Consider the following 24,496-nt stretch of genomic DNA (forward strand, 5'->3'; position numbering starts at 1 on the left):
GCCACCGCGTCCGGTCGGCATATCCAGGTCGCCGAACGGGACATGGGGGCGGGCTTACTCGACGTTTGCCGCCACCATGTCCCGCTCGGGGACGTCAATCCTCTACGCGGACCGAGTATTCCGCGTTGGCGAGGGCGTTGAGGACGTCGTCGCGGTGGGTGGGGCCTCGGGTTTCGAGGGTGAGGGAGACCTCTACCTCGTCGAGTGCGAGCCGGGTGCCGGTGCGGGCATGGGCCACGTCGACCACGCTGGCGCCGGTCTTGCCGACCACCGCGAGCAGTGCGCTCAAGCCGCCGGGCCGGTCCGAAATCGTCACGCGGACAGCGAGATAGCGGCCCGCCGCGCTCAAACCGTGGCCGATCAAACGGGTGAGCAGCAGCGGGTCGATATTGCCGCCGGACAGCACCGCGCAGACCGGCCCCTTCAGATCGAGATCCGTTGCGGCACAACTCATCAGAGCCGCGACCGCGGCGGCGCCCGCAGGCTCGACGATCAGCTTGGCTCGCTCCAGGCACAGCAGCAGCGCCTTGGACAGGGAATCCTCGTCGACGGTCAACATGGTCGGAACATGCTCCGCCACATGAACGAACGGCACCTTCCCCGGCTGTCCGACGGCAATACCATCGGCCATCGTCGCCATCCGCCCGACCCGCACCGGCTTGCCCGCCGCCAGCGAACCCGGCCAGGCGGCCGCCTCCTTCGCCTGCACGCCGACCACCCGCACCTGCGGGGCCAGATGATGCAGCGCCACCGCGATGCCGGCGAGCAGTCCGCCGCCGCCGGTCGGCACCAGCACCGTCCCGACATCAGGGATCTGTTCCAGAATCTCCAGCGCCACCGTCGCCTGCCCGGCCACGATGTCCGGGTGGTCGAACGGATGGATCAGCGTCGCGCCGGTGCGTTCGGCGAACTCGATCGCCGCGTCCAACGCGTCATCGATGATCTCGCCGACCTGTCGCACCTCGGCCCCGTACGCCTTGGTCGCCGCCAGCTTCGGCAGCGAGGCACCCACCGGCATGAAAACCGTCGAGGTGATGCCAAGCGAAGTCGCCGCCCAGGCCACCCCCTGCGCGTGGTTACCTGCGCTCGCCGCAACCACCCCGCGAGCGCGATCCTCGGCGGGCAGATTAGCAATGCGGTTATAGGCGCCGCGGGGCTTGAACGACCCGGTCCGCTGCAAGTTCTCGCATTTCAGCAAAACCTCGGTGCCTGCTCGTTCCGAAAGCACCCGCGACGCCACGATGGGCGTCTTCCGAATCACCGGCGCCAGCAACTCCGCGGCAGCCTTGATCCGTTCCATACCGACCAACTCCATGCCGCACATGCTGCCACCCCGGGCCCGATACGTCCCACGATTCCCGGGCGGACGCCGCGCCCCCAATTCGACGGGCCATCCGACCGCTGTCGACTGAAGGCGACTTCAGCCGGAATGCCGCCGTCGTTCGACAGTCGACCTGATGCGTCGGTCGACCTATGACCGAAGGCGACGCACAAGAGCGACCGAAGGCGGCCCTCCGATCGCCACTCTGGCGAGCAGGCGTCAGGCTGCTTTGGCGAGGTTGTGCGCAACCGCGCCGAGGCGGGCCAGGCGGGCGTCGCCCAAGGGGGTGAGGCGGCCGCCCAAGCGGTTGGTGACGAAGCCGAGGGACATGCCCGTGGCCGGATCGGCGAACGCGCCGGAGCCGCCGAGTCCGAAATGGCCGAACGCGGAGATCGGCTCAGCCTTGGACGGCTTCATGGGGACGGCGTGATAACCGAGACCCCAGGGAACACGCAGAGCGAGAACATAATCCGGGGTGAAGACCTGGCGTCGGGTGATCAGCTCGATGGTCTCGGGGCGAAGCAGCTGATACCCATCGAGTTCGCCACCATTGGCGAGCGCGCCGTAGACACGGGCCAGCGAGCGGGCGGAGAACACCCCGTTGAGGCCGGGCATCACCGAATCATGCAGGCGCGGATCGGAAACCAGGTCGGCGAAGCCCTTCGGAGTGGTGTCCATGGCGGCCGAGAACCTGGTTCGGCCGAGCAGCCGGGAGCTGTTCTCCCAACTCATACCCGCCACCGTCAGCCGGGGGAAGTTGGTCGCGATCCGGTTCCGCTCACCCTCCGGCACCCGGAACCAGAGGTCGTGCGCCGCAAGCGGTTCGGCGATCTCGGTGCGCAACACCTCGGTGAACTCCGTGCCGGTGATCTGCCGCACCAGCTCGGCGACCAAATGCCCGAAGGTGATTCCGTGATACCCACTGGTGACGAGGCGGCGCGGATCCGGCTCGGCCGCGGCGAGCGCCGTCGTCACCGCCGCGTCGTCGAAGAATCGATCGAACGGACCGGGCAGCAGACCGCGTAGTCGATGCAAACCCGCTCGGTGACTGAGCAATTCGCGCACGGTGATGCGTTCCTTACCGGCCGCACCGAATTCGGGCCAGTACGTCGCGACCGGTTCCGCGTAGGCGACTCGGCCGCGCTCGGCGAGCCGATGCAGCACCGTGCTCGCCACGCCCTTACCGGTCGAATACGCCATGGCCATCGTGTCGCGCTCCCACGGCACCTCCGGCCGCGCGTATCCGGCCCAGACGTCGACCACCGGCTCGCCGTGCAGGTAGACCGCGAGCGCCCCGCCGCCGTCGATGGGCCGCCGGAACAGCCGGTCGAACTCGGCGACCAGGGTCGCGAACCGGCGATCTACGAACTGTGCTGCCGAAGCCGTCATCGAAAACTCTCTGTAGTACGTGAATCCAGAATTGCACGAACGTGATCAATCGGCGTATCCGCCCTCCCACGCGACCGGTCGGTTCTCCCGAAGACGTTTCCTGAGCGTCACACAGCTGACCGAGATGGCAACACGCCTGGCCTAGCGTGTTCGGCATGCCCCCGAGACGACGTTCGGCGCTGCTCGCGAGGTTGGTTGTCGACGCGCCCGGCCGACCGCAAGTGATCCTCGGCGAACTCCGCCGGGTGATCCTGGACGGCGCGGTGCCCCCGCTCACCGTCATCCCGCTGCGCGAGGTGGCCGAGCTGTTCGGGGTGAGTCACATCCCGGTCCGCGAGGCGCTCAAGACGCTGATCGGCGAGGGCCTGGTCACCCATGAACCGCACGGCGGCTACGCGGTGGGTCAGCTGACCGCCGCCGAGCTGCGCGAGATGTACATCGTCAGGGAGACCCTGGAGAACGCCTCGCTCGCCGCGGCCGCGCTGAACGCGAGCGCCGCCGACCGCGCGGAACTGATCGAGGTGAACGCGCTGCTCGAGCAGGCGATCCGGGACGACGATCCGGCCGCCTACCACCGCCGATCCCGTGACTTCCACGTCGCGCTGACCAGGCCGTCGCGCATGTTCCGGCTGCTGTACATGCTGGAATCGGCGTGGAACGTCACCGAGCCGGTGCAGTCCATGGTGCACATCAGCCGCGGCGACCGGGTGCGCCTGCACACCGATCACGCGCTGATGATGGACGCCTTCCTTGCCCGTGACGTCGATCGGCTGCTGCTCATCGCCGAACGCCATCACCGCAGGCTGGAGACGGTGATCGCGACGTTGCCGACGGATACCGGGCTGCTCGCGCCGGAAGATATATCTGCCGCGCAATAGCCGGGAAATAACGGCGAAACGGACGGGCAATGGCGAATCCCTAGCGTCGTTTCGAGCACAGTTTCACCTCCCGGATGGGAAAAACAATGACCGAAACCATCGCGGCACCGAGCTTCGCACCGCCGACTCTCGCCGCATCGCCCGACACGATATCGCCGAATACCGGCTACGACCCGCGCCTCACCAATGCGGATCTCGCGCCGCTGCGCGAGCAGAGTTGGGGCTCGTACAACATCTTCGCCTTCTGGATGTCGGACGTGCACAGCGTCGGCGGCTACGTCACCGCGGGCAGCCTGTTCGCGCTCGGCCTGGCCAGCTGGCAGGTGCTCGCGGCATTGCTGATCGGCATCACCATCGTCTATTTCTTCTGCAACCTGGTCGCGAAGCCGAGCCAGGTGACCGGCGTGCCGTATCCGGTGATGTGCCGCAGCGCCTTCGGGGTGATCGGCGCGAACATCCCCGCCATCATTCGCGGCTTGATCGCGGTGGCCTGGTACGGGATTCAGACCTTCCTGGCTTCAGCGGCGCTTGATGTCGTTCTGGTGAAGCTCTTTCCGAGCCTGGCGCCCTACGCGGTGGTCGATGATTATGGCTTCCTCGGCCTTTCGCTGCTCGGCTGGGGGAGTTACCTGGCGCTGTGGGTGGTGCAGGCATGCGTGTTCTGGCGCGGCATGGAATCCATTCGCAGGTTCATCGACTTCTGCGGGCCCGCCGTGTACGTGGTGATGTTCCTGCTCTGCGGGTACCTGATCGCGAAAGCGGGTTGGCATGCCATCGATCTGAACCTCGGCACGGTGAAATACACGGGCTGGGACTCGCTGCCGGTCATGCTCGGCGCCATCGCGCTCGTGGTGTCCTACTTCTCCGGGCCGATGCTGAACTTCGGTGACTTCTCCCGCTACGGAAAGACTTTCGCCGCCGTGCGCCGGGGCAACCTGCTCGGCCTTCCGGTCAACTTCCTGCTGTTCTCGCTGCTGGTGGTGATCACGGCGTCGCTGACGGTTCCGGTCTACGGCGAGCTGATCACCGACCCGGTGGCGACGGTCGCGCGCATCGACAGCACGTTCGCGATCGTGTTGGGCGCGTTGACCTTCACGGTCGCCACCGTCGGCATCAATATCGTGGCGAACTTCATCTCACCGGCCTTCGACTTCTCGCACGTGAACCCGCAGCGGATCAGCTGGCGCGCGGGCGGCATGATCGCCGCGGTCGGCTCGGTGCTGATCACGCCGTGGAACCTGTACAACAACCCCGAGGTTATCCACTACACCCTCGAGGTGCTCGGCGCGTTCATCGGTCCGCTGTTCGGCGTGCTCATCGCCGACTACTACCTGGTGCGCAAGCAGCACGTGGTGGTTGACGACCTGTTCACCATGTCGAAGTCCGGAAGCTACTGGTACCGAAAGGGATACAACCCGGCGGCGGTCATCGCGACCGCGATCGGCGCGCTGGTCGCGGTGATCCCGGTGCTTGCCAAGGACATCACCGGCATGTACACGGCGGCGCAGTACAGCTGGTTCATCGGCTGCGGCCTCGGCTTCGCCGTCTACCACGTGCTTGCCACTCGAACGAGGTTGGCGGTGCAGGGAGTACCCGCCTGATGCGTATCCGTCTGGTCAACCCGAACACGACGCGGGCGATGACCGACACGATCGCGGAGTGTGCCGGGGCCGTCGCCGGTCCCGGCACCCTCCTCGACGCGGTGACCGCCGAGATGGGGCCCGCGTCGATCGAGAGTCACTACGACGAAGCCCTCAGCGTCCCAGGCATTCTCGCCGCCATACGGCGCGGCGAGCAGGAGGGTGTCGACGGTTATGTGATCGCCTGCTTCGGCGATCCAGGATTGGACGCCGCGCGGGAACTCGCGAGCGGTCCGGTGATCGGTATCGCCGAGGCGGCGATGCGGACGGCCGGTCATCTCGGCCGCGGGTTCAGCGTCGTCACCACCTTGAGCCGAACCATCGGACGCGCCGGCGACCTGGTGGAACGCTATGGGCAGCAACGGTTTTGCCTCGGCATCCACGCCTGTGAGCTACCGGTGCTCGCGCTCGACACGGACCCGGACGCGCGCAAGATCGTTACCGAGGCCTGCCGCGAGGCGGTGGACGCCGACGGCTCCGACGCGATCGTGCTCGGCTGCGCGGGCATGGCGGACCTGTGCGCACACATCCGCGACGAGATCGGGGTGCCGGTGATCGACGGGGTGGCGGCGGCGACGCTGACCGTGCAGTCGCTGGTCACGCTCGGCCTGCGCAAGTCGGGCAGGGGAGAGTTCGCCGCACCGCCACCCAAGCCGTACACCGGTATGCTGCGTAGCTTCGGTGGTTAGTCCCCATTCCTGATGTCCCGCACCGAGAATCGCGTGCGAAGTTCGGTGCGGGACATCAGGAGGCGTGCGATTGTGCCGGTTACGCGGCGGCGGCGGTCCGCAGGGCGCGCAGGGTGAGGTCAGGATCGTCGACGTCGACGACGAGGCGGGTGAACGGGCCGCCGTCGAGCTCGATGCGGACCGCGCGGCCGTCGAACCTGGTGTCCCAGAACTCTTTACGGCCCTTGCCTCGGAACGTCCCCGCCGCGATCACGCCGGGGAAGAAGGTGCCTGGCGCGCGCACCCACGGCGGGCGCAGGTCAACTTCGGCTCGGACCACCTCGGTGATGTTCGCTAGGTCGAAGGTGATGTGCTCACGCAGGGCGAGCACCTGATGCCCGCCGACTACCTGGATAGTCACAGTCGTACCGGTGACCTGGATTTCGACCATCACGCACCTCATTTCGCCGAGAACTCCTACGCACCCCACAATGCCGGGCCGACCTGGTCATAGCCTGTGCCGTTCCTATGATTTCTCTCAGGGTTTATAACATGGCATTACTTAGATATGCGCATCTATGGATGTGGTTGCCATAGTTGATCAAGGCTCGGTCCCGAGTGTGTCGGACTAGAACAGCATGGACGGTATGGGAGTCTCACCCTGCTCGTGCTCCACCGTTTCTGCAGGTCCACCACCCGCGAGAAGAGGTGCCGCAGTGTTGATGCTCGGGAAGATCGCCACAACGACCGCCGTAGCCGCGGCCTTGCTCGTCCCGTGCGATATCCCTGTCGTGTCCGCATTGCCGCCCGGGGGTACCTGCGCGAACGGCGACTTCCGGTGGACGGCGGCGGACGGCGCGATCGATATGACGCCGCACGCGCTGACGTTCACCTCCGTCGGCGTGCTCCGCGACTGCACCGGCGGCCCGGAGGGCATCAGCGGCGGCACCTTCACCGGCACGCACATCGCGACATCGGACTGCATGCGCCCGGCGGACGGGCCGATCACCGTCGACGTGCTCTGGTCGGACGGCGAGACGAGCAGGCTGTGGGGACCGTGGCCGGTGACCATGCAGCAGCCGACGATCGGCACCCTCGACGTCGTCGACGGGCTCGGCCAGGGCAGCAAGGTCCGGATCATCGCCGACTACGAGATGATGACCCCGGCCATGATCGGCGGCTGCCTCGGCCCAGGGGTGCGCACCGGTGTCGGACGGCTCAGCGCGGCCACGTTTCAGTGAGCGCCCGCTCGGCCAGCTCGAGCACACCGGCAAGCCACGGGGTGTAGCCGGCCGGATCGGCGGCCATCGCCTCGCGTAACGCGCCGAGCTCGACCCAGGCGTAGTCGGCGACCTCGGCCGGGTCGGGGCGAGGGACACCGACGCTGAGCTTGCCGAGCAGGACGTGGTCCCACTCGAACTCGACGCGGCCGGTCGCCGGGTCCTCGGCGCGGTAGCGGTACACGCCTACCTCGGTGCACGAGGTGGCCAGGCCCATCTCCTCGGCGAGGCGAACCGCCGCGGCCGCCGCTACGGGCTCACCCGGCGCGGGATGGCCGCAGCAGGTGTTGGCCCACCGCGACGGGAAGCGGGTTTTCACCGCGGCCCGCTGCTGCAGCAGCACCCGCCCCGCATCGTCGAACAGCAGCACCGAAAACGCGCGATGCAGCTGTCCCGGCGCCTGATGTGCCTGCGACACCGGGCAGGTACCGATCGCGTGCCCCGCGTCGTCGACGAGCTCGACGGGCAGGGACTCGCGGTCGGTGATCGCCTTGGCGAAGGTCTCGGTCACCTGCCCACCTTATCGGCGGCGATGAGCAGGTACTGGAAGCTGCCCTCCTGGTAGGCGGTGAGGAATGGGCGCTCCACACCCGTCGCGAGCTCGGATTTCGTGCGCAGTTCCCAGTAGGGGATGGTGGCCGCGGTGAGGTCGGTCACCTCGATCGGGACCAGGTTGTTCTCGGCCATCGCGCGGAAGTACTCGCTGCGCGGATGGATCATGCAGCCGTAGTGCGCGTCGATCCAGCTGACCGAGGACGAGCGGCCGCCGGTGACGTCGTTGGAGCAGCCGGTGATGCACACGTAGCGGCCGCCCGGTTCGAGCAGCCGGGAGAATTCGTGGAACAGCTCGAACAGGTCGACGTACATGGTGGTCTCGTTGGTCCAGATGCCGCGCATCGACCACGGCTCGAAGCCGGTCTCCAGCATGTTCCGGAAATGGAACCGCACCTTGTCCTGTACTCCGCGCTGCGCCGCTTGCTGGTTCGCGAAGCGCACCTGGTACTCGGAGATGGTGACGCCGTCGACCTGGCAGCCGAAGCGCTGGTTGGCCAGGAAACTTGTTCCGCCACGGCCGGATCCGCCGTCCATCAGGCGCTGACCCGGGTGGACCGTGCCGAGATGGTCCAGCAACAGCTGGGCCTGCGCGGTCTCTAAACGGTGCAGTTCCTTGACGATTCGCTCCTGGCGGGTCTCCTCGGGCCCGCTCAGCACCGAGAGGTCGGGTGCGCCGATGCCGTAGTGGTGGTGGTAAAGCCCGTCCACCTCACCGAGTTTCGTATTGACCCGGTCATCGTTGGGGTTGTTGTTCCAGTACGCGGCAACGGCCTTCTGGTAGCTGGTTTGGAGCACGGCGTCGGTGGCCGGATTGAGAATGGTCATGCCAATTCACCCTCTCGTTGCAGCACTGTCGATTTCGCTAGCGGTGGCGCGGCTTTTCGAGGTGTCAATCGATGTAGCGCTTGCTGTCCGCGTGCCAGGCGCGGCTGCCGCCGAGCCAGGCCCACACGCCGGTGAGGTATCGGCGTAGTTCGGCGGAGCCGAGGGCGGCCAAGGGCGCCGCCTCTAGTTCGAAGCGGTGCATCAGTTCGTCGTGTATCTCGGCCGTGCGCAGGACGGCCTCGCGTTGGGTGCAGCCTTCCTCGGCGACCAGCACGGTCGGGAGGTTGAATTCCCTACCGTCCGAACGGTCTTCGCGAGCCATGGAGTAAAGGTCGTTCACCAGCTGGCTGGCGAGCGCGGCGGTGGTGACCACCCGGCGCACCCGGGGATCGGTGTATTCGGCTGCCTGGAGTTCGTAGCCGCCGACCACGTCGATCACTGCCATGCACGGTAGGAAGCTGTGCGGCTGGCGGTTGGTGAGGTACTCCCAGGCCTGCGGTGTCCGGCCGGACAGCCGCCAGCCCGCTTCGGCGCCGAGCGCGATGAACCAGCCCGAGATCTCCGTACGCAGGCGGGCCAGCTGTGCGGGCGTGGCGTACTCGGCCATGTGCGCGAAGGCGGTGCGGAATGCGCGCAGGATCGGGTCCGCCTGCATCGCTTGTTCGACCCGCGCGACGTAGCGCGCGGGGAGGTGGACGGGATCTATTGCGGCAGCGACCAGTTCGAGCCTCGGGCCCAGTTCGGTCTCGGCGCTCGACGGTGTGCCGTCGGGTGCGGTGTCGTCGGCTCCGGCGTCGCAGTAGTAGTCGTCGACCGACCATTCGGCGACCGCGCACTTCGCGGCGGCGAGCAGCCGGTCCGGGTCGTCGCAGTCGGGGTGGGCGAGCATGATCAGCCGGCCGAAGCCCGCGTCACGCAGATCGTCCAGCCTGCCCTCATAGAGGCCGATCGCCTTGGCCCAGGCAATGATTCGCTCGTCGACGACCGCGGCAAGCGTCGGGTCATCGCGCATCGGGGGCGGGCAATAGAGCGGGGGGACCGCGGCATCGGTGCCGCTGCGGCGGGTCGATGTAGTGCCCAATCCAGTTGGGCCGCTGGGGATACGGCTTGTCGCCGGGGTGGGCGACTCGCTGATCCTTGGTGCGGCAGTCGGATTCAGCGTGATAGTCGGGCCGGACGGCATTGTCGGCGTCGTCTGTTCCCCGATAGTGCCGGTGGTTGGCATCACGCGTGGCGGTGTGCTGGTCTGTTCCGCAACGGTGCCGGCCGTCATGCGCGGCTGTTCCGGCGGTGTCGATGAGATGACCGGTGGGACAGTCGATCCCGTCGTGGGGATCGGTGGCGTGATCAAGAGTGACGCGGCACCGAGGCCGGTCGGACCCAGTATTCGTGGCCGGGCGGGCACAGTGGCGGCGGGTGCGTCCGGCGTGGCTGTCTCGGCCCCCTCCGGCGCGGCTGCCTCCTTGCGCACCAATACCGATGGTGCGCCACCACTCAGGTTGGAGAGCAGTGCGGTAACGGCGGTGGCGACCTCGTGGGTAGCGGGCAAAGCAAGGGTGCGCGACAGCATCGACATGGCTCATCTCTCCGTCAGTCCGTTTGCCGAGCGACGAGAACGTTGTCGAGCGCGCCTAGCGCGTCCGGCACCAGCACGGCGGCTGAGTAGTAGCAGCTGACCAGGTAGGAGATGATCGACTGGTCGTCGATGCCCTTGAAGCGGACATTGAGGCTCGGCTCGTACTCGTCCGGAATACCGGTCTGATGCAGGCCGACCACACCCTGGTCTTGCTCGCCGAGGCGCATGGCGAGGATCGAGGTGGTCTGGGTCGGACTGACCGCGAGCTTGCCGCACGGGAAGATCGGCACGCCGCGCCACGCGGGCACCCGGTGGCCGTCCACGTCGACCGGATCCGGATACAGCCCGCGTTTGCTGCACTCGCGACCGAACGCGGCGATCGCTTTCGGGTGCGCGATAAAGAGATTGGTGCTGCGGCGCATGCTGAGCAGTTCGTCCATGTCGTCGGGAGTCGGCGGGCCGGACTCGGTGGAGATGCGCTGCTTCAGGTCGCAGTTGTGCAGCAGACCGAACTCGGGATTGTTGACCAGATCGTGCTCGCGCCGCTCGTAGAGGGCCTCGATGGTGAGGCGCAGCTGCTGGTGGACCTGATCCATCGGGTCGTTGAACAGGTCGGCGACGCGGGTGTGCACGCGGAGCACGCTCTGGGCAAGGCTGAGTTCGTATTCGCGGGGGCTGGCGTCGTAGTCGACGAACGTTCCGGTCAGCAGTGGCTCGCCGACGTGGCCGGAGGCGATCTCGATGGCGGCCTCGCCCTTGGTGTTCTGCGGTTGGGTCGGCGCCTCGGCCATTCGGGACAGTTGCGCACGCAGCCGCGGCGCGTTGCCGAGCAGATCGTGCAGGGCCTGGCGGGGGAGTACCAGCAGGGTTGTTCTGGTGACGGTTTTGACGGTGACCGGCCAGATCGCGTGCGGGTCGGTGAGGATCTGGTCGCCGAAGTAATTGCCGCCCGCCAGAATTCCGAGCATGGTGTGTTCGTTGTATTCGCCGGAACCGTTCTTGCTCAGCTTGCCGTGCACGACAAGGACGATCTGATGCATCGGATTACCGAATTCGGCGACTACGCTGCCCGGCACCAGATCATGCTGCTGGAATCGTTGCGCGAGGGCATGCAGCACCTCGTCGTCGTCGAAATCGCGCAATGCGGGCAGCTCACGCAATTCCGACGGAATGACCCTGGCCCTCGGGCCGTCCACGTCGAATTCGACCTCGCCATTGCCGACGGTGTGCGTGCGCCGCCGGTTCACCCGGTAGACACCGCCGTTGACCTGGGTCCACGGCAGCATGCGGGTGAGCCAGCGGGAGCTGATGCCCTGCATCTGTGGTTCGGATTTGGTGGTGTGCGCCAGCTTGGCCGCGGCCGAGGTGCTGAGGCTCTTGCGGTGGTTGTTTTCCGTTTGGACCGGCATTTCGATAGTCATGCGTTGTCCTCACCTCGAGAGGGGTCACCCCGTTATGCGGAGACGGTTATTCTGCACGGCGAAACAAGCGGGCAATGCGGCCCGCGAAACCAGTCACTCGAGCGAAATGGCTTACGCGACAGCGCGTTCCAGACGGCATCGATCGTAGGCCGGACAGCGGGCCGCACGCAGCGAAACGGCGGATGCCGTAACGGATGGTTACGACACGCTGCCGATCGAATCGCCGGGGCATAACTTCCCGGACGGATTCGAGGAAACTGAGGACAGATCGCCGTCGGGTAGCTACCTTGCGCGGCAGGCGCCGCCTGTGAATCTGCCGTTAATCGGCCACTGACCCCGCATAACGTGCATGGATCGTGTCACAGCGGACACATAATGGACACGCGGTATGGGAAGCTCGTCAGAACACATCGCAGCGCACTTTCCAGGGGGCCGAAGGGTATCCCTTCGGTGGAGTGCGCGGATGCGGATGATGAGGGTTACGTTCTAGGGTAGGGCCAGGAGCGATCTTGAAGTTCAGTGCGAAGGATTTGGTCGGATCGGTGCAGCGGTTGATGGCGACCGCGCAGAACGGCCTCGAGGTCATCCGCTTCGGCGGGCTGACCCACGATGTCGAATCGTCCCCGTTCGAGGTGGTCGAGAGAAGGCGGATGTACCGGCTGCGGCATTACTTCCCCGACGACACCACACCCGGTCGTCCGGTCGCGCTGCTCGTTCCGCCACTGATGGTGAACGCCGACATCTGGGACGTGAACGTCGAGGACGGCGCCGTCGGCATCCTGCAGCGCGGCGGAATCGATTGCTGGGTAGTCGATTTCGGCTCACCCGCCAGCGAAGAGGGGGGCTGGGAGCGCGACCTCGCCGACCATGTCCTCGCGGTCAGCAGCGCGATCGACGCGGTGACCGAGGCGACCGGCAGCGCCGTGCACCTGATGGGGTATTCGCAGGGCGGCATGTTCGCCTACCAGGTCGCCGCCTACCGGTACGGCAAGGGCGTGCAGAGCATCGTGACGTTCGGCAGTCCCGTCGACGTGGTCGCGGGCATGCCGTTCGGGCTGCCCTACGGGATGGTGTCCGACGTCGCCGACTTCCTGGCCGATCACGTCGTCACCCGGCTGCCGATCACCGATTCGATGGTGCGCATCGGTTTCCAGCTGCTCGACCCGATGAAGACCGCGAAGGCCAGGCTCGACTTCCTGCGGCAGCTGCACGACCGGGAGGCGTTGCTGCCCAAGGAGCGGCAGCGCCGGTTCCTCAACAGTGACGGCTGGGTCGGCTACGCGGGTCCGGCCGCGGCGGATCTGCTCAAGCAGTTCGTCGCGCACAATCGGTTGATGTTGGGCGGCTTCGTGATTCGCGATCAGCCGGTCTCACTCGCCGAGCTGAAGTGCCCGATCCTCGCGTTCGTCGGCGAGGTCGACGACATCGGCCAGCCCGCCGCGGTGCGCGGTATCGTGCGGGCCGCGCCGAACGCGGAGGTATATGAGGCCAATCTGCTCGCCGGGCATTTCGGCCTGGTGGCGGGCAGCATGGCGACCAACCAGACCTGGCCGCTGGTGCGGCAGTGGATCGACTGGCTCGAACGTGACAAGGTGCTGCCGCCGGAGATCCATCCGATGACCGAGCATGTCGACTCGAACCGGCCGCGCTCGGCGGCCACCCGAGCGGTGCACACCGCCGCGTCGCTGGCCGAGGCGGGCGCGGGCGTCGGCAAGGCACTGGAAGGCATTGCGAGCAACACCATGCGCGGTTCGGTCGAGCTGGCCGGTGAGGCCGCGCGGGCACTGCCGCGACTGACCAGGCTCGGCATGATCCAGCCGCACACCCGCATCTCGCTCGGACGCCTGATCGCCGAACAGGGCAGACGCGCACCGCTGAAAGACCTGTTCCTGTTCGAAGATCGGGTGCACACCAACGCCGCGGTCAACGTCCGCATCGACAACGTGGTGCGCGGGCTGGTCTCGGTCGGCATCCGGCCTGCGATGCGGGTCGGCGTGATCATGGAGACCAGGCCGAGCGCGCTGGCGACGGTCGCCGCGCTGTCTCGGCTCGGCGCGGTGGCGGTGCTGCTCGCCCCGGGCAGCGAACTCGCCCGCGCGCTCGAAATCACCGGCGTCGACACGGTTGTCGCGGATCCGGAGAACCTGCGGCAGGCTGCGACCACGGCCGCACGGGTGCTGGTACTCGGTGGTGGTGATTCCCGGCAGCTCGATATTCCGTTGAGCGACAAGGTGATCGACCTCGAGCAGATCGATCCGGCGCAGGTGCGACTGCCCGGCTGGTATCGGGCCGATCCCGGGCTCGCGCGTGAGCTGGCGTTCGTGCTCGTCACCGGCACCGGTGACCGGTTGGAGACCAAGTACATCAGCAACCACCGCTGGGCGCTTTCCGCCTTCGGCACCGCGACCACCGCCGACCTTAACCGCAGGGACACGGTGTATTGCCTTGCGCCGCTGCATCATTCGTCCGGCCTGCTGGTGAGCCTCGGCGGTGCGATCGCGGGCGGCAGCCGGATCGCGCTCGCGCGTTCGCTGGATCCGGCGCAGTTCGCCGAGGAGGTGCACCGCTACGGCGTCACCGTGGTCACCTACACCTGGACGATGCTGCGCGACATCCTCGACGCCGAGGTGTTCCCCGCCGGGCATCGGCATCCGATCCGGCTGTTCATCGGCTCAGGGATGCCCGCGGGTCTGTGGCGACGTACCACCGAACAGTTCGCCCCGGCCAGGGTGCTGGAGTTCTATGCCTCCATCGAGGGCGACGTGGTGCTTGCCAATGTGAAGGGCGTCAAACGGGGCTGCAAGGGCAGGCCGGTGCCGGGCACCGCCAGGGTCGAGCTGGTCGCCTACGACCCGATCGCCGAGGAGATCCTGGTCGACGATTCCGGCTACGCCCGGCGTTGCGCGGACAACGAGGTCGGGCTGCTGCTGGGCAAGGCCTCCGAGGGGGTTGATATCTCCGCGGGTGGGTTGCGCGGCGTGTTCGCGCCGGGCGATTCGTGGATGCCGACGGAGAATCTGTTCCGCCGCGACAGCGAGGGCGACTACTGGCTGATCGACCGCAAGGACACCGTGATCCGCACCCGGCGCGGGCCGGTGTATGGGCAGCCGATCGTCGATGTCCTCAACGACATCACTTCTATCGACATGGAAGTCGCCTATGGGCTCGAAGTCGATGATCACCGGGGGTCGGCGGCCGACGGAGTCGGCGGGGTGGGTGGACACTGCATTGCCGTTGCCGCGGTCAGTGTGCGTAAGGGTTTCCGGCTGGAGCCCAAGGACGTGACCGAGGCGCTGCGTGCCCTCGAACCCGATAAGCGACCCGATCTGGTCTACGTGGTGGACGAGATCCCGCGCAGCTCCTCGTACCGCCCGTCCACTCGCGCGGTGCAGGCGGCGGGACGTCCGGCGCCGGGCCCCGACACCTGGTGGTACAACCGGACTTCCGACGCCTACGAGGTCCTCACCGAAGACGACGCGCCCAAGCTCCTAGGCGAGCGCTGACGCACTGAATCGAGTTGCCGAACGGCCCGGATTTCCCAGGTCGGCGGCTCGACCCGGTCGCGCGCAGAGGTGGCAAGCGCCGTACCATCCGACGCTGACGTTGCTGTCCGATTTGTCAGGAGTACTGGGTGAGTACGAGCCTTATCTACCGCAACGCCACCGTCTACGAGCTGCTGATCCGCGCGCTATACGGCCGGTACTACACGGATCGGTATCGCGCGGTCGAAGGGCTGCTGCCGGTGGGCGCCAGCGTGGTCGATTTGTGCTGCGGCCCAGCGACTTTGTACGCCCGCTATCTGCGTGCCAAATCGGTCGATTACACCGGTCTCGATCGCAACGAGCGATTCGTTGCCCGGCTCACCAGAGCGGGCGGGCAGGGCAAGGTGTGGAACCTGAACTCTGATGCCCCGCTGCCCGCGGCCGACTATCTGTTGATGCAGGCCAGCCTCTATCATTTCCTGCCAGAGCCAGCGCCCGTGCTCGACCGGATGCTGACCGCCGCGCGCAAGCAGGTGATCATCGCCGAACCGGTGCGCAATATGGCCAGCAGTGACAACCGGGTGCTCGCCGCCGTCGGTAAGCGTTTCACCAACGCGGGCGACGGCGTTCAGGCGCACCGGTTCACCGAGCCGACGCTCGACGAGTTCTTCCGTCCTTACGAGTCGCGCGTACTGCGTCGCTCGCTGATCGCGGGCGGCCGCGAGAAGCTGTACGTCCTCGACGCCAATACGTAACAGCCGCACGTCCTCTGATTCCTCGCACGCAGACTTGCCGCCCTAACACGCGTGCGTATGTCAGAAGGCGTGCGGCTGAGCGGCACGCGTTCGTCAGACGGTGAAGTCGGTGACCGCCTCGATGACGCGACCGATCTGCTCGTCGGTGAGATCGGGCCAGAGCGGCAGGCGCACAACGGTTCCCGAGAACTCGGCGCTGCGCACACAGGTCAGCGGGGTGCGGCCGAGCTTGAGCCCGGCGGGGCTGGAATCCAGTGGCACATAGTGGAACGGGGCGACGATGCCGCGTGCCCGCAGGTGGGCGATCAGGTCGTCGCGGCGTTCCTCGGTGGGCGTGCGCAGGTAGTACAGGTGCGCGGTGTGATCGCGGTCGGCGGGCACGGTCATCAGCCGAACGTCGTTGCGGGCGGCCCATTCCGGGAGCGCGGCGGCGTAGGCGTCCCACACCCGGTGCCGTCCGGCCTGGATCGTGTCGAACTCGTCGAGTTGCGCGTCGAGCACCGCCGCGTTCAGCTCGCTGGGCAGGTAGCTGGAGCCGATGTCCTGCCAGGAGTACTTGTCCACCGCGCCGCGCAGGAAGCGGGCGCGGTCGGTGCCCTTCTCCCGGATGATCTCGGCCCGCGCCATCAGGATCTCGTCGGTGAGCAGCAGCGCGCCGCCCTCACCACAGTGCACGTTCTTGGTGTCGTGGAAACTGAGCGTGCCAAGGCTGCCGAGGGTGCCGAGCGGGCGCCCGCGCCACCGGCCGCCGAGGCCGTGCGCGTTGTCCTCCACGATGGCGAAGCCGTGCGTATTGGCAAGGGCGAGTAGCCCTTCCATGTCGGCGGCGACACCGCCGTAGTGGATGACCACCACGGCCTTGGTCCGTTCGGTGAGCACGGCCGCCACCGATTCGGGGTCGAGGTTGCCGGTTTCCAGATCGATATCGGCGAAGACGCAGGTGGCCCCGCGCAACGCCATGGCGGTCGCGGTGGAGGTGAACGCGAAGCTGGGGACGATCACCTCGTCGTCCGGGCCGAGCTCGAGCAGCAGGCCCGCCATCTCCAGCGCCGAGGTGCACGAGGTGGTCAGCAGCGCGTGCGATGCCTCGGTGATGACCTTCAGCTTCTCGGTCGCCGCCGCGGTGAACGGTCCGTCGCCGTGGCTGTGGTCGGAGCCGAGCACAGCGGCGAGGTTGGTCAGTTCGCGGCTTGCCCGAAACGGGCGGCTGAAGATGATGCGATCAGTGCTCAACCCGGTCGTTCCCCTTGCTAGCGATGGTCGTGGTCAGTTCCCTGGCACCGGCCGGAAAGACGGTGTCCGGGTCCGCCGCGGCTACCGGGCGCGGCATCGGTGAATCGACGGTCAGATACAACGGTTTACCCACGAGGATATGCAATGCCACCCCGAGGTATTCGGCGATGAGGCCGAGCGAGAACAAGATCGCACCGGAAACCAGCAGCAGCACGACGATCATCGAGGACCAGCCCTCGGGCGCCCAATTGTCCCGCGTGAGTGCCTCGTACACGATGACGCCCGCCATCACGCCGCCGCCGAGGCCGAGTGTCACGCCGAGCAGGCTGACCAGGCGCAGGCCGCGAGTTCCGCTGCACAGCACCATCTTCCAGAACAGCGAGAACAGGCGGCGGTAGTTGTAGCCGGATTCCTCGCGGCCCTCGGCGCGCAGCGTCACCGGCACCTGCGCGACGGTGCCGACCACCCAGGTCAGCGCGACATCGAGATACACGCCGTTGGACGCGACGTCGGCGAGCTGGCGGCCGATGGCGCCGCGGATCAGCCGGTAGCTCTCGAAACGGGTCGAATCGGGGAACGCGAAGAGCGTCGCGAGCACCAGCTTCGCGCCGCGCGAGGTGATATTGCGCAGGAAGCCGTGCGGGCGGGTGTTGCTCGGCTTGGAGTAGACCAGCTCGGCGCGCTCGGTCAGCGCGGCGTCGAGGAAGGTGCCGATGAAGCGGGGATCGTGCTGGCCGTCCTCGTCCATCGTGACGATCCAGTCGCCACCGGCGGCCGACATGCCCGCGATCGTCGCGGCGTCCTGGCCGAAGTTGCGGCTGAGCCAGATGGTGCGGACCTCGGGATAGCTCTGCTCGAGGTCTTGCAGCACCACGTCGGAACGGTCCGGGCCGCGGTCGTGCACCAGGATGATCTCGTCGATCTGGAAGGTGGCGCCGCCGGGGGTCTGGGTGGGGCGGGCCAGCTCGTGGAGTTCGGCGACCAGTCCGCCGATGGTGTCCTCGCCACGGTAGATCGGCACGACCACCGAGACGGCGTGCGGCCGTGACGGCCTGCCGTTCGGGGCGACCGCGGCGGGGCGGGGCGTGCGGGAGGGAATCGGCATCAGCTGGATCGACTTTCGAAGACGGTGCGTGCCGGTATTCCCCGCTGGACAGCAGGGCCCGAGCCGCCCAGAACTTTAGCATGGTGCGGGTTTGAGATCCTGGGCCAGCGCATCCGTACATCATCAACGCGGCGGCGGCCGGATGCCAAGCGCCACACTGCTGTGTAGGGTTTGGAAGTCGTGACGGATAGTGCAGTGTCGAGGGTGCCGCGGCCGGGGTCCGCCGAGGTCACAGGGGGTGATTCGGTCGAGACGGCCGAGACCTTCGTGGCTGCCGCCGAGCCCGACGCCGCCGGGTCCGTAGCTGCCGCCGGGCCGGATGATCTCGACCGCGCGTCGCGTCGCACGGTGTACCTCTGGGGCCTGGTCACCGCCGTCGGAGTGATCTTCGGATACCTCGCGGTGCTGCTCGCCAACGCCAGGCACTTCTACACCGACGACACCGAATCCCAATACACCGGCCTGTGGGTCGGCCTCGGCCACGCTCTGCGCGACGGCACCTTCCCGGTGCTGGTGCCCGAGCGATGGATGTCGGGCAACAACACGATGGACGACGCGGGCCTGTTCAACCCGCCGCAGCTGCTGATCGATCTGATCGCACCGTCCGTCGACAACATGGCCCTCTACGCCACCGTCGTCAAACTGATCTTCGCGATCATCGCCGGACTCGGCGTCTACCGCATCTGTCTCGCCTACGGCGGGCGGCCAGCCTGGTCGGCGGTGGCCGGTGTCGCATTCCCGCTGTCGGGCTTCTTCCTGTTCTTCGACGAGGCCAGCTGGATGACCGCGCTCACCGGCACCGCGTGGCTGGTGCACGCGTGGGCGTCGTCGGTGCGCTACACGCGCGGCAAGGGCGGACCGATCCCGGTCTTCGTCTATCTGTATCTGACCATCTCCACCCAGTACATCTTCCCGGCCGTCGAGGCGGCGCTGATGCTGCTCGCGGTCGCGGTGGGCGAGATCGTCTATCAGCGCAAGTGGTGGCCGGTGCTCCGGCTGGCCATTGTTGGCGGTTGCGCCGGGCTGGCCGGCCTGCTGACCTTCCTGCCGAGCATGCTGTCGGCGAAGGTGACCTGGCGCGGCACCATGGAGGTCATCAACGACCAGTTCCTGACGGTGCCCTGGTCGGAATCGCTGAATGCCAGCCTGCCGAGTACGCATCCCGCGTTCACCTCCTGGTGGGGGTACGTGCAGCCGATGCCGGTCACCTACATCGCCTGGTTCCTGATTCCGGCGCTCGCGTTCATCGACTGGCGACGGGCCAAGGACAGCTGGCGGGAACTGCTCGGCGTCGCGTTCTTCGCGGTCATGATGCTGATGTGGGCGGCGGGCCCTGGTTCGATCGGCCCGCTGCGCTGGCCGGTGCGGGTGCTGCCGATGCTCGCCATCGGACTGCTGGTGCTGGTGTGCGTGCTGCTCGGGCGCTACGGCACGACACGGGATCTGAAGAATCGCGGGATCGCCGCGGGCGTACTGATCCTGCTGCTGTTGGTGCGGTCGTTCTCCGCCGATCCGCACGATCTGATCTGGCACGTGCTCGCGGCCGTCGCGATCGTCGCGCTCGGTGTCGCGGCGCTGTGGCTCACCCGCATCAAGGGCGTTGCCATGGCGTGCGTGCTGGTGATCGTCGCGATGTTCCCGATCGCGTTCGTTCAGGTGCAGGCCGCGCAACCGACCCCGATGACGTGGAACCTGCCGACCAACCGCTCCGACGCCAAGGCCGCCTTCCCCGACTTCCCCGGCACCACACTGCAGCTCGCCGAGCGCGGCCTGCTGCAGCCGGGGGACAACAGCCTCGACGGCGCCTACGGCTCCCTGGTTTTCGGCAACTACGCCAAATCACTCGAGCTGACCTACGTCAACGGCTACACCCCGACCGGTCACTTCTACTTCGGTGAGCTGCTGTGCATGCGCTGGGACAGCAGCGTCTGCCCCGACGCGTTCCGGCGCCTGTTCGCCCCGGAACGGACCACCGGGCGCACCCTGGCCGATCTGATGAAACTCGACCGGGTTGTGCTGCAGCGGGCCCTGTTCCCGGACGCCCGCAACCAGCCGGCACCGGAGGGCTGGCAGTGGGTCGACTACCCCGGCCACGAGAAGTACATCTCGGTGCTCGAACGCGCGGACGGGCCGATCTCCACGGTCAACGGCCGGGTCGCGGCCACCAAGAACGCGACGGCGACCTCGATCTCCGAAACCGACACCACCAGCCGGGTGCGGGTCAGCTCGCCGAACGGCGGCAAAGTGGTGTTCTCCCGACTCGGCTGGCCCGGCTACCGCGTCACCATCGACGGCACCCGGATTCCCATCACCACCGTGGCCAAATCGTTTGTCGCCGTTGATATTCCCGCTGGTACACAGAACGCCGAACTGGTCCTGACCTGGCGTCCACCCGGGTGGAAGATCGGCATCGGCACCCTGGCCGTCGGGCTGGTCGGCGTCGGCGTATTGCAGTGGCTGTACGTGCGGTCGCGGCGGCGTGCGAAGGTGTTTCCCGCCGCCATGTAGGGTCTGGAACTCGTGGTGGAAAGCAGCGCCCTGGCCCGGCGGGACGTGTACAAATGGGGCCTCATAACCGCACTCGGTGTGCTGGCCGGATACGGTGCCGTTCTGCTGGCCAATGTCCGGCATTTCTACACCGACGACACCGAGTCGCAGTACGCCCCGCTGTGGGTGATGCTCGGGAATCGCCTGCGCGACGGGCAGTTCCCCGCGATGATCCCCGAGCATTGGATGGCGGGTAACTACACCATCGAAGAGGCGGGTCTGCTCAATCCGCCGCAGCTGCTGATCGACCTGATCGCGCCCTCGGTGGACAACGTCGCCCTCTACGCCACGATCGTCAAACTGATCTTCGCGATCGTCCTCGGACTCGGCGTATACCGGGTGTGCCTCGAGTACGGAGCGAGCGCCCCGTGGGCCGCGGTCGCTGGCATCTCGATTCCGTTCACCGGCTGGCTGCTGTTCTTCGACGAGGCAAGCTGGTACACCGCCTTCGTCGGCACCGCCTGGCTGGTGCACGCCTGGGCCTCCGGTGTCCGCTACGCGCGCGGGCGCAGCGGGCCGATCCCGACCTTCGTCTTCCTGTATCTGGCCATCTCGGTGCAGTACATCTTCCCCGCCGTCGAATCCGGTCTGATGATCGGCGCGGTGGCCGTCGGTGAGGTTGTCTACCAACGCAAATGGATGCCGTCGGTGCGGCTGCTCGCGGCCTCGGCCCTCGCCGCACTGGCCGGGCTGGCGACCTACCTGCCGAGCATGTTCTCGGCGAAGGTCACCTGGCGCGGCACCGCGCAGATCAACAACGACCAGTTCCTCACCGTGCCATGGTCGGAATCGCTCAACGCCAGCCTGCCGAGCACGTTGCCCGCGTACACCTCCTGGTGGGGTTACGTGCAGCCGATGCCGGTGGTCTACATCGCCTGGTTCCTGATTCCGGCGCTGGCGTTCATCGACTGGCACAAGGCGCGGGAGAACTGGCGGGAATTCACCGCGATCGCGCTCGTCGCGATCATGGGGCTGATGTGGACCGCGGGGCCCGGCACCATCGGGCCACTGCGCTGGCCGGCGCGCGTGCTGCCGATGGTGGCGCTCGGGCTGCTCGTGCTCGTGTGTGTGCTGCTCGGTCGCTTCGCCACCTTCGACGGCTGGCGCAGGCGCGGGGTGGCCGCCGGCGTGCTGATCGGGTTGTTGTTCGTTCGCTCGTTCTCGGCGGCGCCGCACGAGCTGGGTTGGCATGTGCTCGCGGCACTTTCGGTGGCCGCGCTCGGTGCCGCGGTGGTGTGGCTCGCGCGGACCAGGGGGATGGTCGCGGCCTGCGTGCTGACCCTCGTCGCCGTTGTCCCGATCGCCTACATCCAGGTGCGCGGCGCGCAGCCGACGCCGATGAGCTGGAACCTGCCGGAGAAGCGGTCGGAGATGAAGGCCGCGTTCCCCGAATTCGCTGGCACCACACTGCAACTCGCCGATCGAGCGCTGATCCCGCCCGTGGCGAGGGACCTGAAGGGCGCCTACGGCTCGCTCGTGTTCGGCAACTACGCCAAGGATCTGGAGAAGACCTACGTCAGCGGCTACACCCCGAACGGGCACTTCTGGTTCGGCGAGATGCTGTGCATGCGATGGGACACCAGCGTGTGCCCCGACGCGTTCCGCCGGGCGTTCGACGTCGAACCGAGCACCGGGCGCACCGTCGTCGACCTGATGAAGGTCGACCGGGTCGTGCTGCAGCGCGCCCTGTACCCGGACGCGCGCAACCAACCCGCGCCGGATGGCTGGAAGTGGGTCGACTACCCCGGACACGAGCAGTACATCTCCGTGCTGGAACGGGTCGGCGGCCCGATCTCGACCCGCAACGGGCGCGTCTCGGCCACGGCGGGCGTCACCGCGACCTCGGTCGCCGAATCCGATATGACCAGCCGGGTCCGGGTGAACTCGGACAACGGTGGCCAGGTCGTGTTCGCCCGGCTCGGCTGGCCCGGCTACCGGGCGAGCATCAACGGGCACGACATCCCGATCAGGGTCGTCGCGAAAACGTTTGTCGCGGTGGATATCCCGGCGGGCACCAAGAACGGTGACCTGGAGTTGAGCTGGCGTCCGCCCGGCTGGAAGATCGGCGGCGCGACGGCATTGCTCGGGCTGCTCGGCGTCGGGGTGCTGCAGTGGGCGTTCCTGCGGAGTCGGCGGCGCGACGACGAACTGGATTCGGCGGACACCATCGAAACCGAACCCACCACCCCGCAGCCGGACCTGGTCGACGCGAAGCACTGACCCGACAGCCGCACGTTTCTTGATTTCGCGCGCCTGGAATTGCCTGCGATTCCAGGCGCGGGACATCAGAAGGCGTGCGGCTCAGCCGAGGTGCGCCAGTTCGAATGGGTGCGCCTGCCTATCAGTCGCGGTGCTAGGACGATAGAGTGCTGGCGCGACTGGAGGTGGACGTCCGATGAATTTCAACGGTGAGCGAAGCACGGCGTCCGCGGGCGTCGACAGTGCGGCGGCGACGGTGACACGCGACGTAGCCGCCCTGGTCGACGCGCCGGACCTGGACATTACGGATCCGAGCCAAGTGGCGGATCCGTCCGGTCTCAGCGCTACCGCGGCGAAACCAGGTCCGCTGCTGCGTCTCGTGCAACGGCAAGAGGTCGCGTTCGCCGCGGTCGGCGGGTTCAATACCGCGTTGGGGATCGGCCTGACCGTTGTCTGGCTCGCGGTGCTCGGCGACAGCGTGCCGCCGTCGGTCGCGGTGGCCGCGTCCTACGCCGTCAGCATCGTCATCGCGTTCGTGCTGCATCGCACCCTGGTGTTCCGGGTGCGCGGGCACCTGCTGCGCGACTTCCTGCGCTTCGTCGCGGTCAATTCCGGTGGGCTGCTGCTGAATATGCTGCTGCTCGAGCTGGCCGTCTCGGTCTGGCACTTTCCCGACAAGCCCGCAGCGGTCGTGGTGATGGCGCTGGTCGCCGCCGCCAGCTACTTCGGCCACCGCCACTTCTCCTTCCGCCGCCGACCGCCGGTCGAGGCGGACGGCGCCGTCGGGTAGGTTTTGCTCATGCCGGAGCACACCTTGGACGCCACGCTGCTGAGCCTGCTGGCCTGCCCTCAGGACAAGGGCCCGCTACTGCTGGTCCGCGCGACCGAGGGCACCGTCCTCTACAACCCGCGCCTGCGCCGCGCCTACCCCATCGACAACGGCATCCCCGTGCTGCTCATCGACGAGGCCCGCGACGTCTCCGACGCCGAACACGCCGACTTCATCGAGCAGCCGGTAGAAGCCTGACCGCAGCGCTGGCTCAGCTCCCCGCCTGGAAATGGAAGGTGTCGCCCTTGCCGGCGGCGAAGGCGTCGAGCTGGCCGAGCAGGTTGCTCGCCGACTGCGCGATGACCGTCTCACGCTGTGTCTCGAGAAAACCGTTGACAGTGCCGACAAAAACGGCATGTCCATTGGGAAGCTCACGGAAGACGATGCCGCCCGAGTCGCCATGGTCGCTGTGCATGCCGTCGATGAGGAAGTAGTTGTCGCCGATCCGCGAGATGGTGCCGCAGGACAGCCCGGTTCGCGCACCGAGTTTGCATACCTGTTGTCCTACTTGCGGATTAGTATCGATGGATTCCAGGGAGTATCTGTCGAAGGATCCCGATACGGCCACCTGGAATGGGTTGATCTCCAGTAAGCCGTAGCCCATCGCCGCGCCGACGACGTTCTCGGAATCGGGCGCCCCGGCTACGAATGTGCCGTTGATTTCGCCGTTGGCATCATGAGTCACCGTATCCACGTTCTTGCCGGGCACCCAGCAGTGACCGGCGGTCACTGCGTACGTCAGTGTCCGGATGGTCCCGGTGAGCCCCACCGAGCACGCCCCCTTACCGGACCT

20 protein-coding genes are annotated in these 24,496 nt (G+C 67.1%); 10 read left to right on the forward strand and 10 right to left on the reverse strand.

Going from position 1 to position 24,496, the window contains the following annotated elements; all coding sequences use genetic code 11:
- Positions 1–94 precede the first annotated feature (94 nt).
- Together ilvA and OG203_RS40675 are read right to left on the reverse strand one after the other, a co-directional pair.
- Entirely contained in the window at positions 95–1,324 is a 1,230-nt protein-coding gene (ilvA, locus tag OG203_RS40670; protein WP_405162508.1) for a threonine ammonia-lyase, read from the reverse strand.
- A gap of 216 nt (positions 1,325–1,540) precedes the next feature.
- Positions 1,541–2,710 carry a serine hydrolase domain-containing protein gene (locus OG203_RS40675; RefSeq protein ID WP_405162509.1) on the reverse strand — a complete coding sequence of 390 codons (1,170 nt, stop codon included), beginning with the start codon at positions 2,708–2,710 and terminating at the stop codon, positions 1,541–1,543.
- 155 nt (positions 2,711–2,865) lie between these two features.
- Here OG203_RS40675 and OG203_RS40680 point away from each other — a divergent pair, with 155 nt between their 5' ends.
- The 3 genes from OG203_RS40680 to OG203_RS40690 all read left to right on the forward strand — a co-directional run bounded on the left by OG203_RS40680 (position 2,866) and on the right by OG203_RS40690 (position 5,917).
- The gene (locus OG203_RS40680) at positions 2,866–3,588 is read left to right on the forward strand and encodes a GntR family transcriptional regulator (RefSeq protein WP_405162510.1); all 723 of its coding nucleotides are present in this window, start codon (positions 2,866–2,868) and stop codon (positions 3,586–3,588) included.
- A gap of 86 nt (positions 3,589–3,674) precedes the next feature.
- Entirely contained in the window at positions 3,675–5,189 is a 1,515-nt protein-coding gene (locus tag OG203_RS40685) for an NCS1 family nucleobase:cation symporter-1 (protein WP_405162511.1), read from the forward strand.
- Entirely contained in the window at positions 5,189–5,917 is a 729-nt protein-coding gene (locus OG203_RS40690) for an aspartate/glutamate racemase family protein (protein ID WP_405162512.1), read from the forward strand. Before OG203_RS40685 ends, OG203_RS40690 begins: the two co-directional genes overlap by 1 nt.
- Before the next feature lie 79 nt (positions 5,918–5,996).
- On the opposite strand, the gene OG203_RS40695 is transcribed toward OG203_RS40690, so the two are convergent.
- Positions 5,997–6,347 (reverse strand): hypothetical protein, encoded by a 351-nt coding sequence (locus OG203_RS40695; protein ID WP_405162513.1) that lies wholly within the window; start codon positions 6,345–6,347, stop codon positions 5,997–5,999.
- Positions 6,348–6,612: 265 nt separating this feature from the next.
- On the opposite strand from OG203_RS40695, the gene OG203_RS40700 reads away from it, so the two are divergent.
- Positions 6,613–7,137 (forward strand): hypothetical protein, encoded by a 525-nt coding sequence (locus tag OG203_RS40700; protein WP_405162514.1) that lies wholly within the window; start codon positions 6,613–6,615, stop codon positions 7,135–7,137.
- On the opposite strand, the gene idi is transcribed toward OG203_RS40700, so the two are convergent.
- From idi to OG203_RS40720, 4 genes are all read right to left on the reverse strand, one after another.
- Positions 7,115–7,687 (reverse strand): isopentenyl-diphosphate Delta-isomerase, encoded by a 573-nt coding sequence (idi, locus tag OG203_RS40705; RefSeq protein ID WP_405162515.1) that lies wholly within the window; start codon positions 7,685–7,687, stop codon positions 7,115–7,117. The genes OG203_RS40700 and idi overlap by 23 nt on opposite strands.
- Positions 7,684–8,556, reverse strand: coding sequence for a geranyl diphosphate 2-C-methyltransferase (locus tag OG203_RS40710; RefSeq protein WP_405162516.1), 873 nt, complete (start codon positions 8,554–8,556; stop codon positions 7,684–7,686). Before OG203_RS40710 ends, idi begins: the two co-directional genes overlap by 4 nt.
- A 64-nt stretch (positions 8,557–8,620) precedes the next feature.
- Positions 8,621–10,132, reverse strand: coding sequence for a family 2 encapsulin nanocompartment cargo protein terpene cyclase (locus OG203_RS40715; protein WP_405162517.1), 1,512 nt, complete (start codon positions 10,130–10,132; stop codon positions 8,621–8,623).
- A gap of 14 nt (positions 10,133–10,146) precedes the next feature.
- Positions 10,147–11,553 carry a family 2B encapsulin nanocompartment shell protein gene (locus OG203_RS40720; protein ID WP_405162518.1) on the reverse strand — a complete coding sequence of 469 codons (1,407 nt, stop codon included), beginning with the start codon at positions 11,551–11,553 and terminating at the stop codon, positions 10,147–10,149.
- 509 nt (positions 11,554–12,062) lie between these two features.
- Between OG203_RS40720 and OG203_RS40725 the strand changes: the two genes are divergently transcribed.
- Both OG203_RS40725 and OG203_RS40730 read left to right on the forward strand, forming a co-directional pair.
- The gene (locus tag OG203_RS40725) at positions 12,063–15,056 is read left to right on the forward strand and encodes an acyl-CoA synthetase (protein ID WP_405162519.1); all 2,994 of its coding nucleotides are present in this window, start codon (positions 12,063–12,065) and stop codon (positions 15,054–15,056) included.
- A 128-nt stretch (positions 15,057–15,184) separates the two neighbouring features.
- Positions 15,185–15,790, forward strand: a complete 606-nt coding sequence (locus tag OG203_RS40730; protein WP_405162520.1) for a class I SAM-dependent methyltransferase — start codon at positions 15,185–15,187, stop codon at positions 15,788–15,790.
- Between the two features lie 93 nt (positions 15,791–15,883).
- Here the strand turns inward: OG203_RS40730 and rffA are convergent, their stop codons facing one another.
- Together rffA and OG203_RS40740 are read right to left on the reverse strand one after the other, a co-directional pair.
- Positions 15,884–17,023 (reverse strand): dTDP-4-amino-4,6-dideoxygalactose transaminase, encoded by a 1,140-nt coding sequence (rffA, locus tag OG203_RS40735; RefSeq protein ID WP_405162521.1) that lies wholly within the window; start codon positions 17,021–17,023, stop codon positions 15,884–15,886.
- Entirely contained in the window at positions 17,013–18,128 is a 1,116-nt protein-coding gene (locus OG203_RS40740) for a glycosyltransferase (RefSeq protein WP_405162522.1), read from the reverse strand. Before OG203_RS40740 ends, rffA begins: the two co-directional genes overlap by 11 nt.
- A gap of 348 nt (positions 18,129–18,476) precedes the next feature.
- Here OG203_RS40740 and OG203_RS40745 point away from each other — a divergent pair, with 348 nt between their 5' ends.
- The 4 genes from OG203_RS40745 (at position 18,477) to OG203_RS40760 (ending at position 23,901) form a co-directional block, all read left to right on the forward strand.
- The gene (locus OG203_RS40745) at positions 18,477–20,636 is read left to right on the forward strand and encodes a hypothetical protein (RefSeq protein WP_405168159.1); all 2,160 of its coding nucleotides are present in this window, start codon (positions 18,477–18,479) and stop codon (positions 20,634–20,636) included.
- Between the two features lie 15 nt (positions 20,637–20,651).
- The gene (locus OG203_RS40750) at positions 20,652–22,895 is read left to right on the forward strand and encodes a hypothetical protein (protein WP_405162523.1); all 2,244 of its coding nucleotides are present in this window, start codon (positions 20,652–20,654) and stop codon (positions 22,893–22,895) included.
- Between the two features lie 175 nt (positions 22,896–23,070).
- Positions 23,071–23,664: a GtrA family protein gene (locus tag OG203_RS40755; RefSeq protein ID WP_405162524.1), complete on the forward strand. Its 594-nt coding sequence runs from the start codon at positions 23,071–23,073 to the stop codon at positions 23,662–23,664.
- Positions 23,665–23,673: 9 nt separating this feature from the next.
- The gene (locus OG203_RS40760) at positions 23,674–23,901 is read left to right on the forward strand and encodes a Trm112 family protein (RefSeq protein WP_405162525.1); all 228 of its coding nucleotides are present in this window, start codon (positions 23,674–23,676) and stop codon (positions 23,899–23,901) included.
- A 13-nt stretch (positions 23,902–23,914) separates the two neighbouring features.
- Here the strand turns inward: OG203_RS40760 and OG203_RS40765 are convergent, their stop codons facing one another.
- Positions 23,915–24,472, reverse strand: coding sequence for a hypothetical protein (locus OG203_RS40765; RefSeq protein ID WP_405162526.1), 558 nt, complete (start codon positions 24,470–24,472; stop codon positions 23,915–23,917).
- Positions 24,473–24,496 lie beyond the last annotated feature (24 nt).

It is taken from the genome of Nocardia sp. NBC_01499 (genome assembly GCF_045040275.1).
Lineage (GTDB): Bacteria > Actinomycetota > Actinomycetes > Mycobacteriales > Mycobacteriaceae > Nocardia.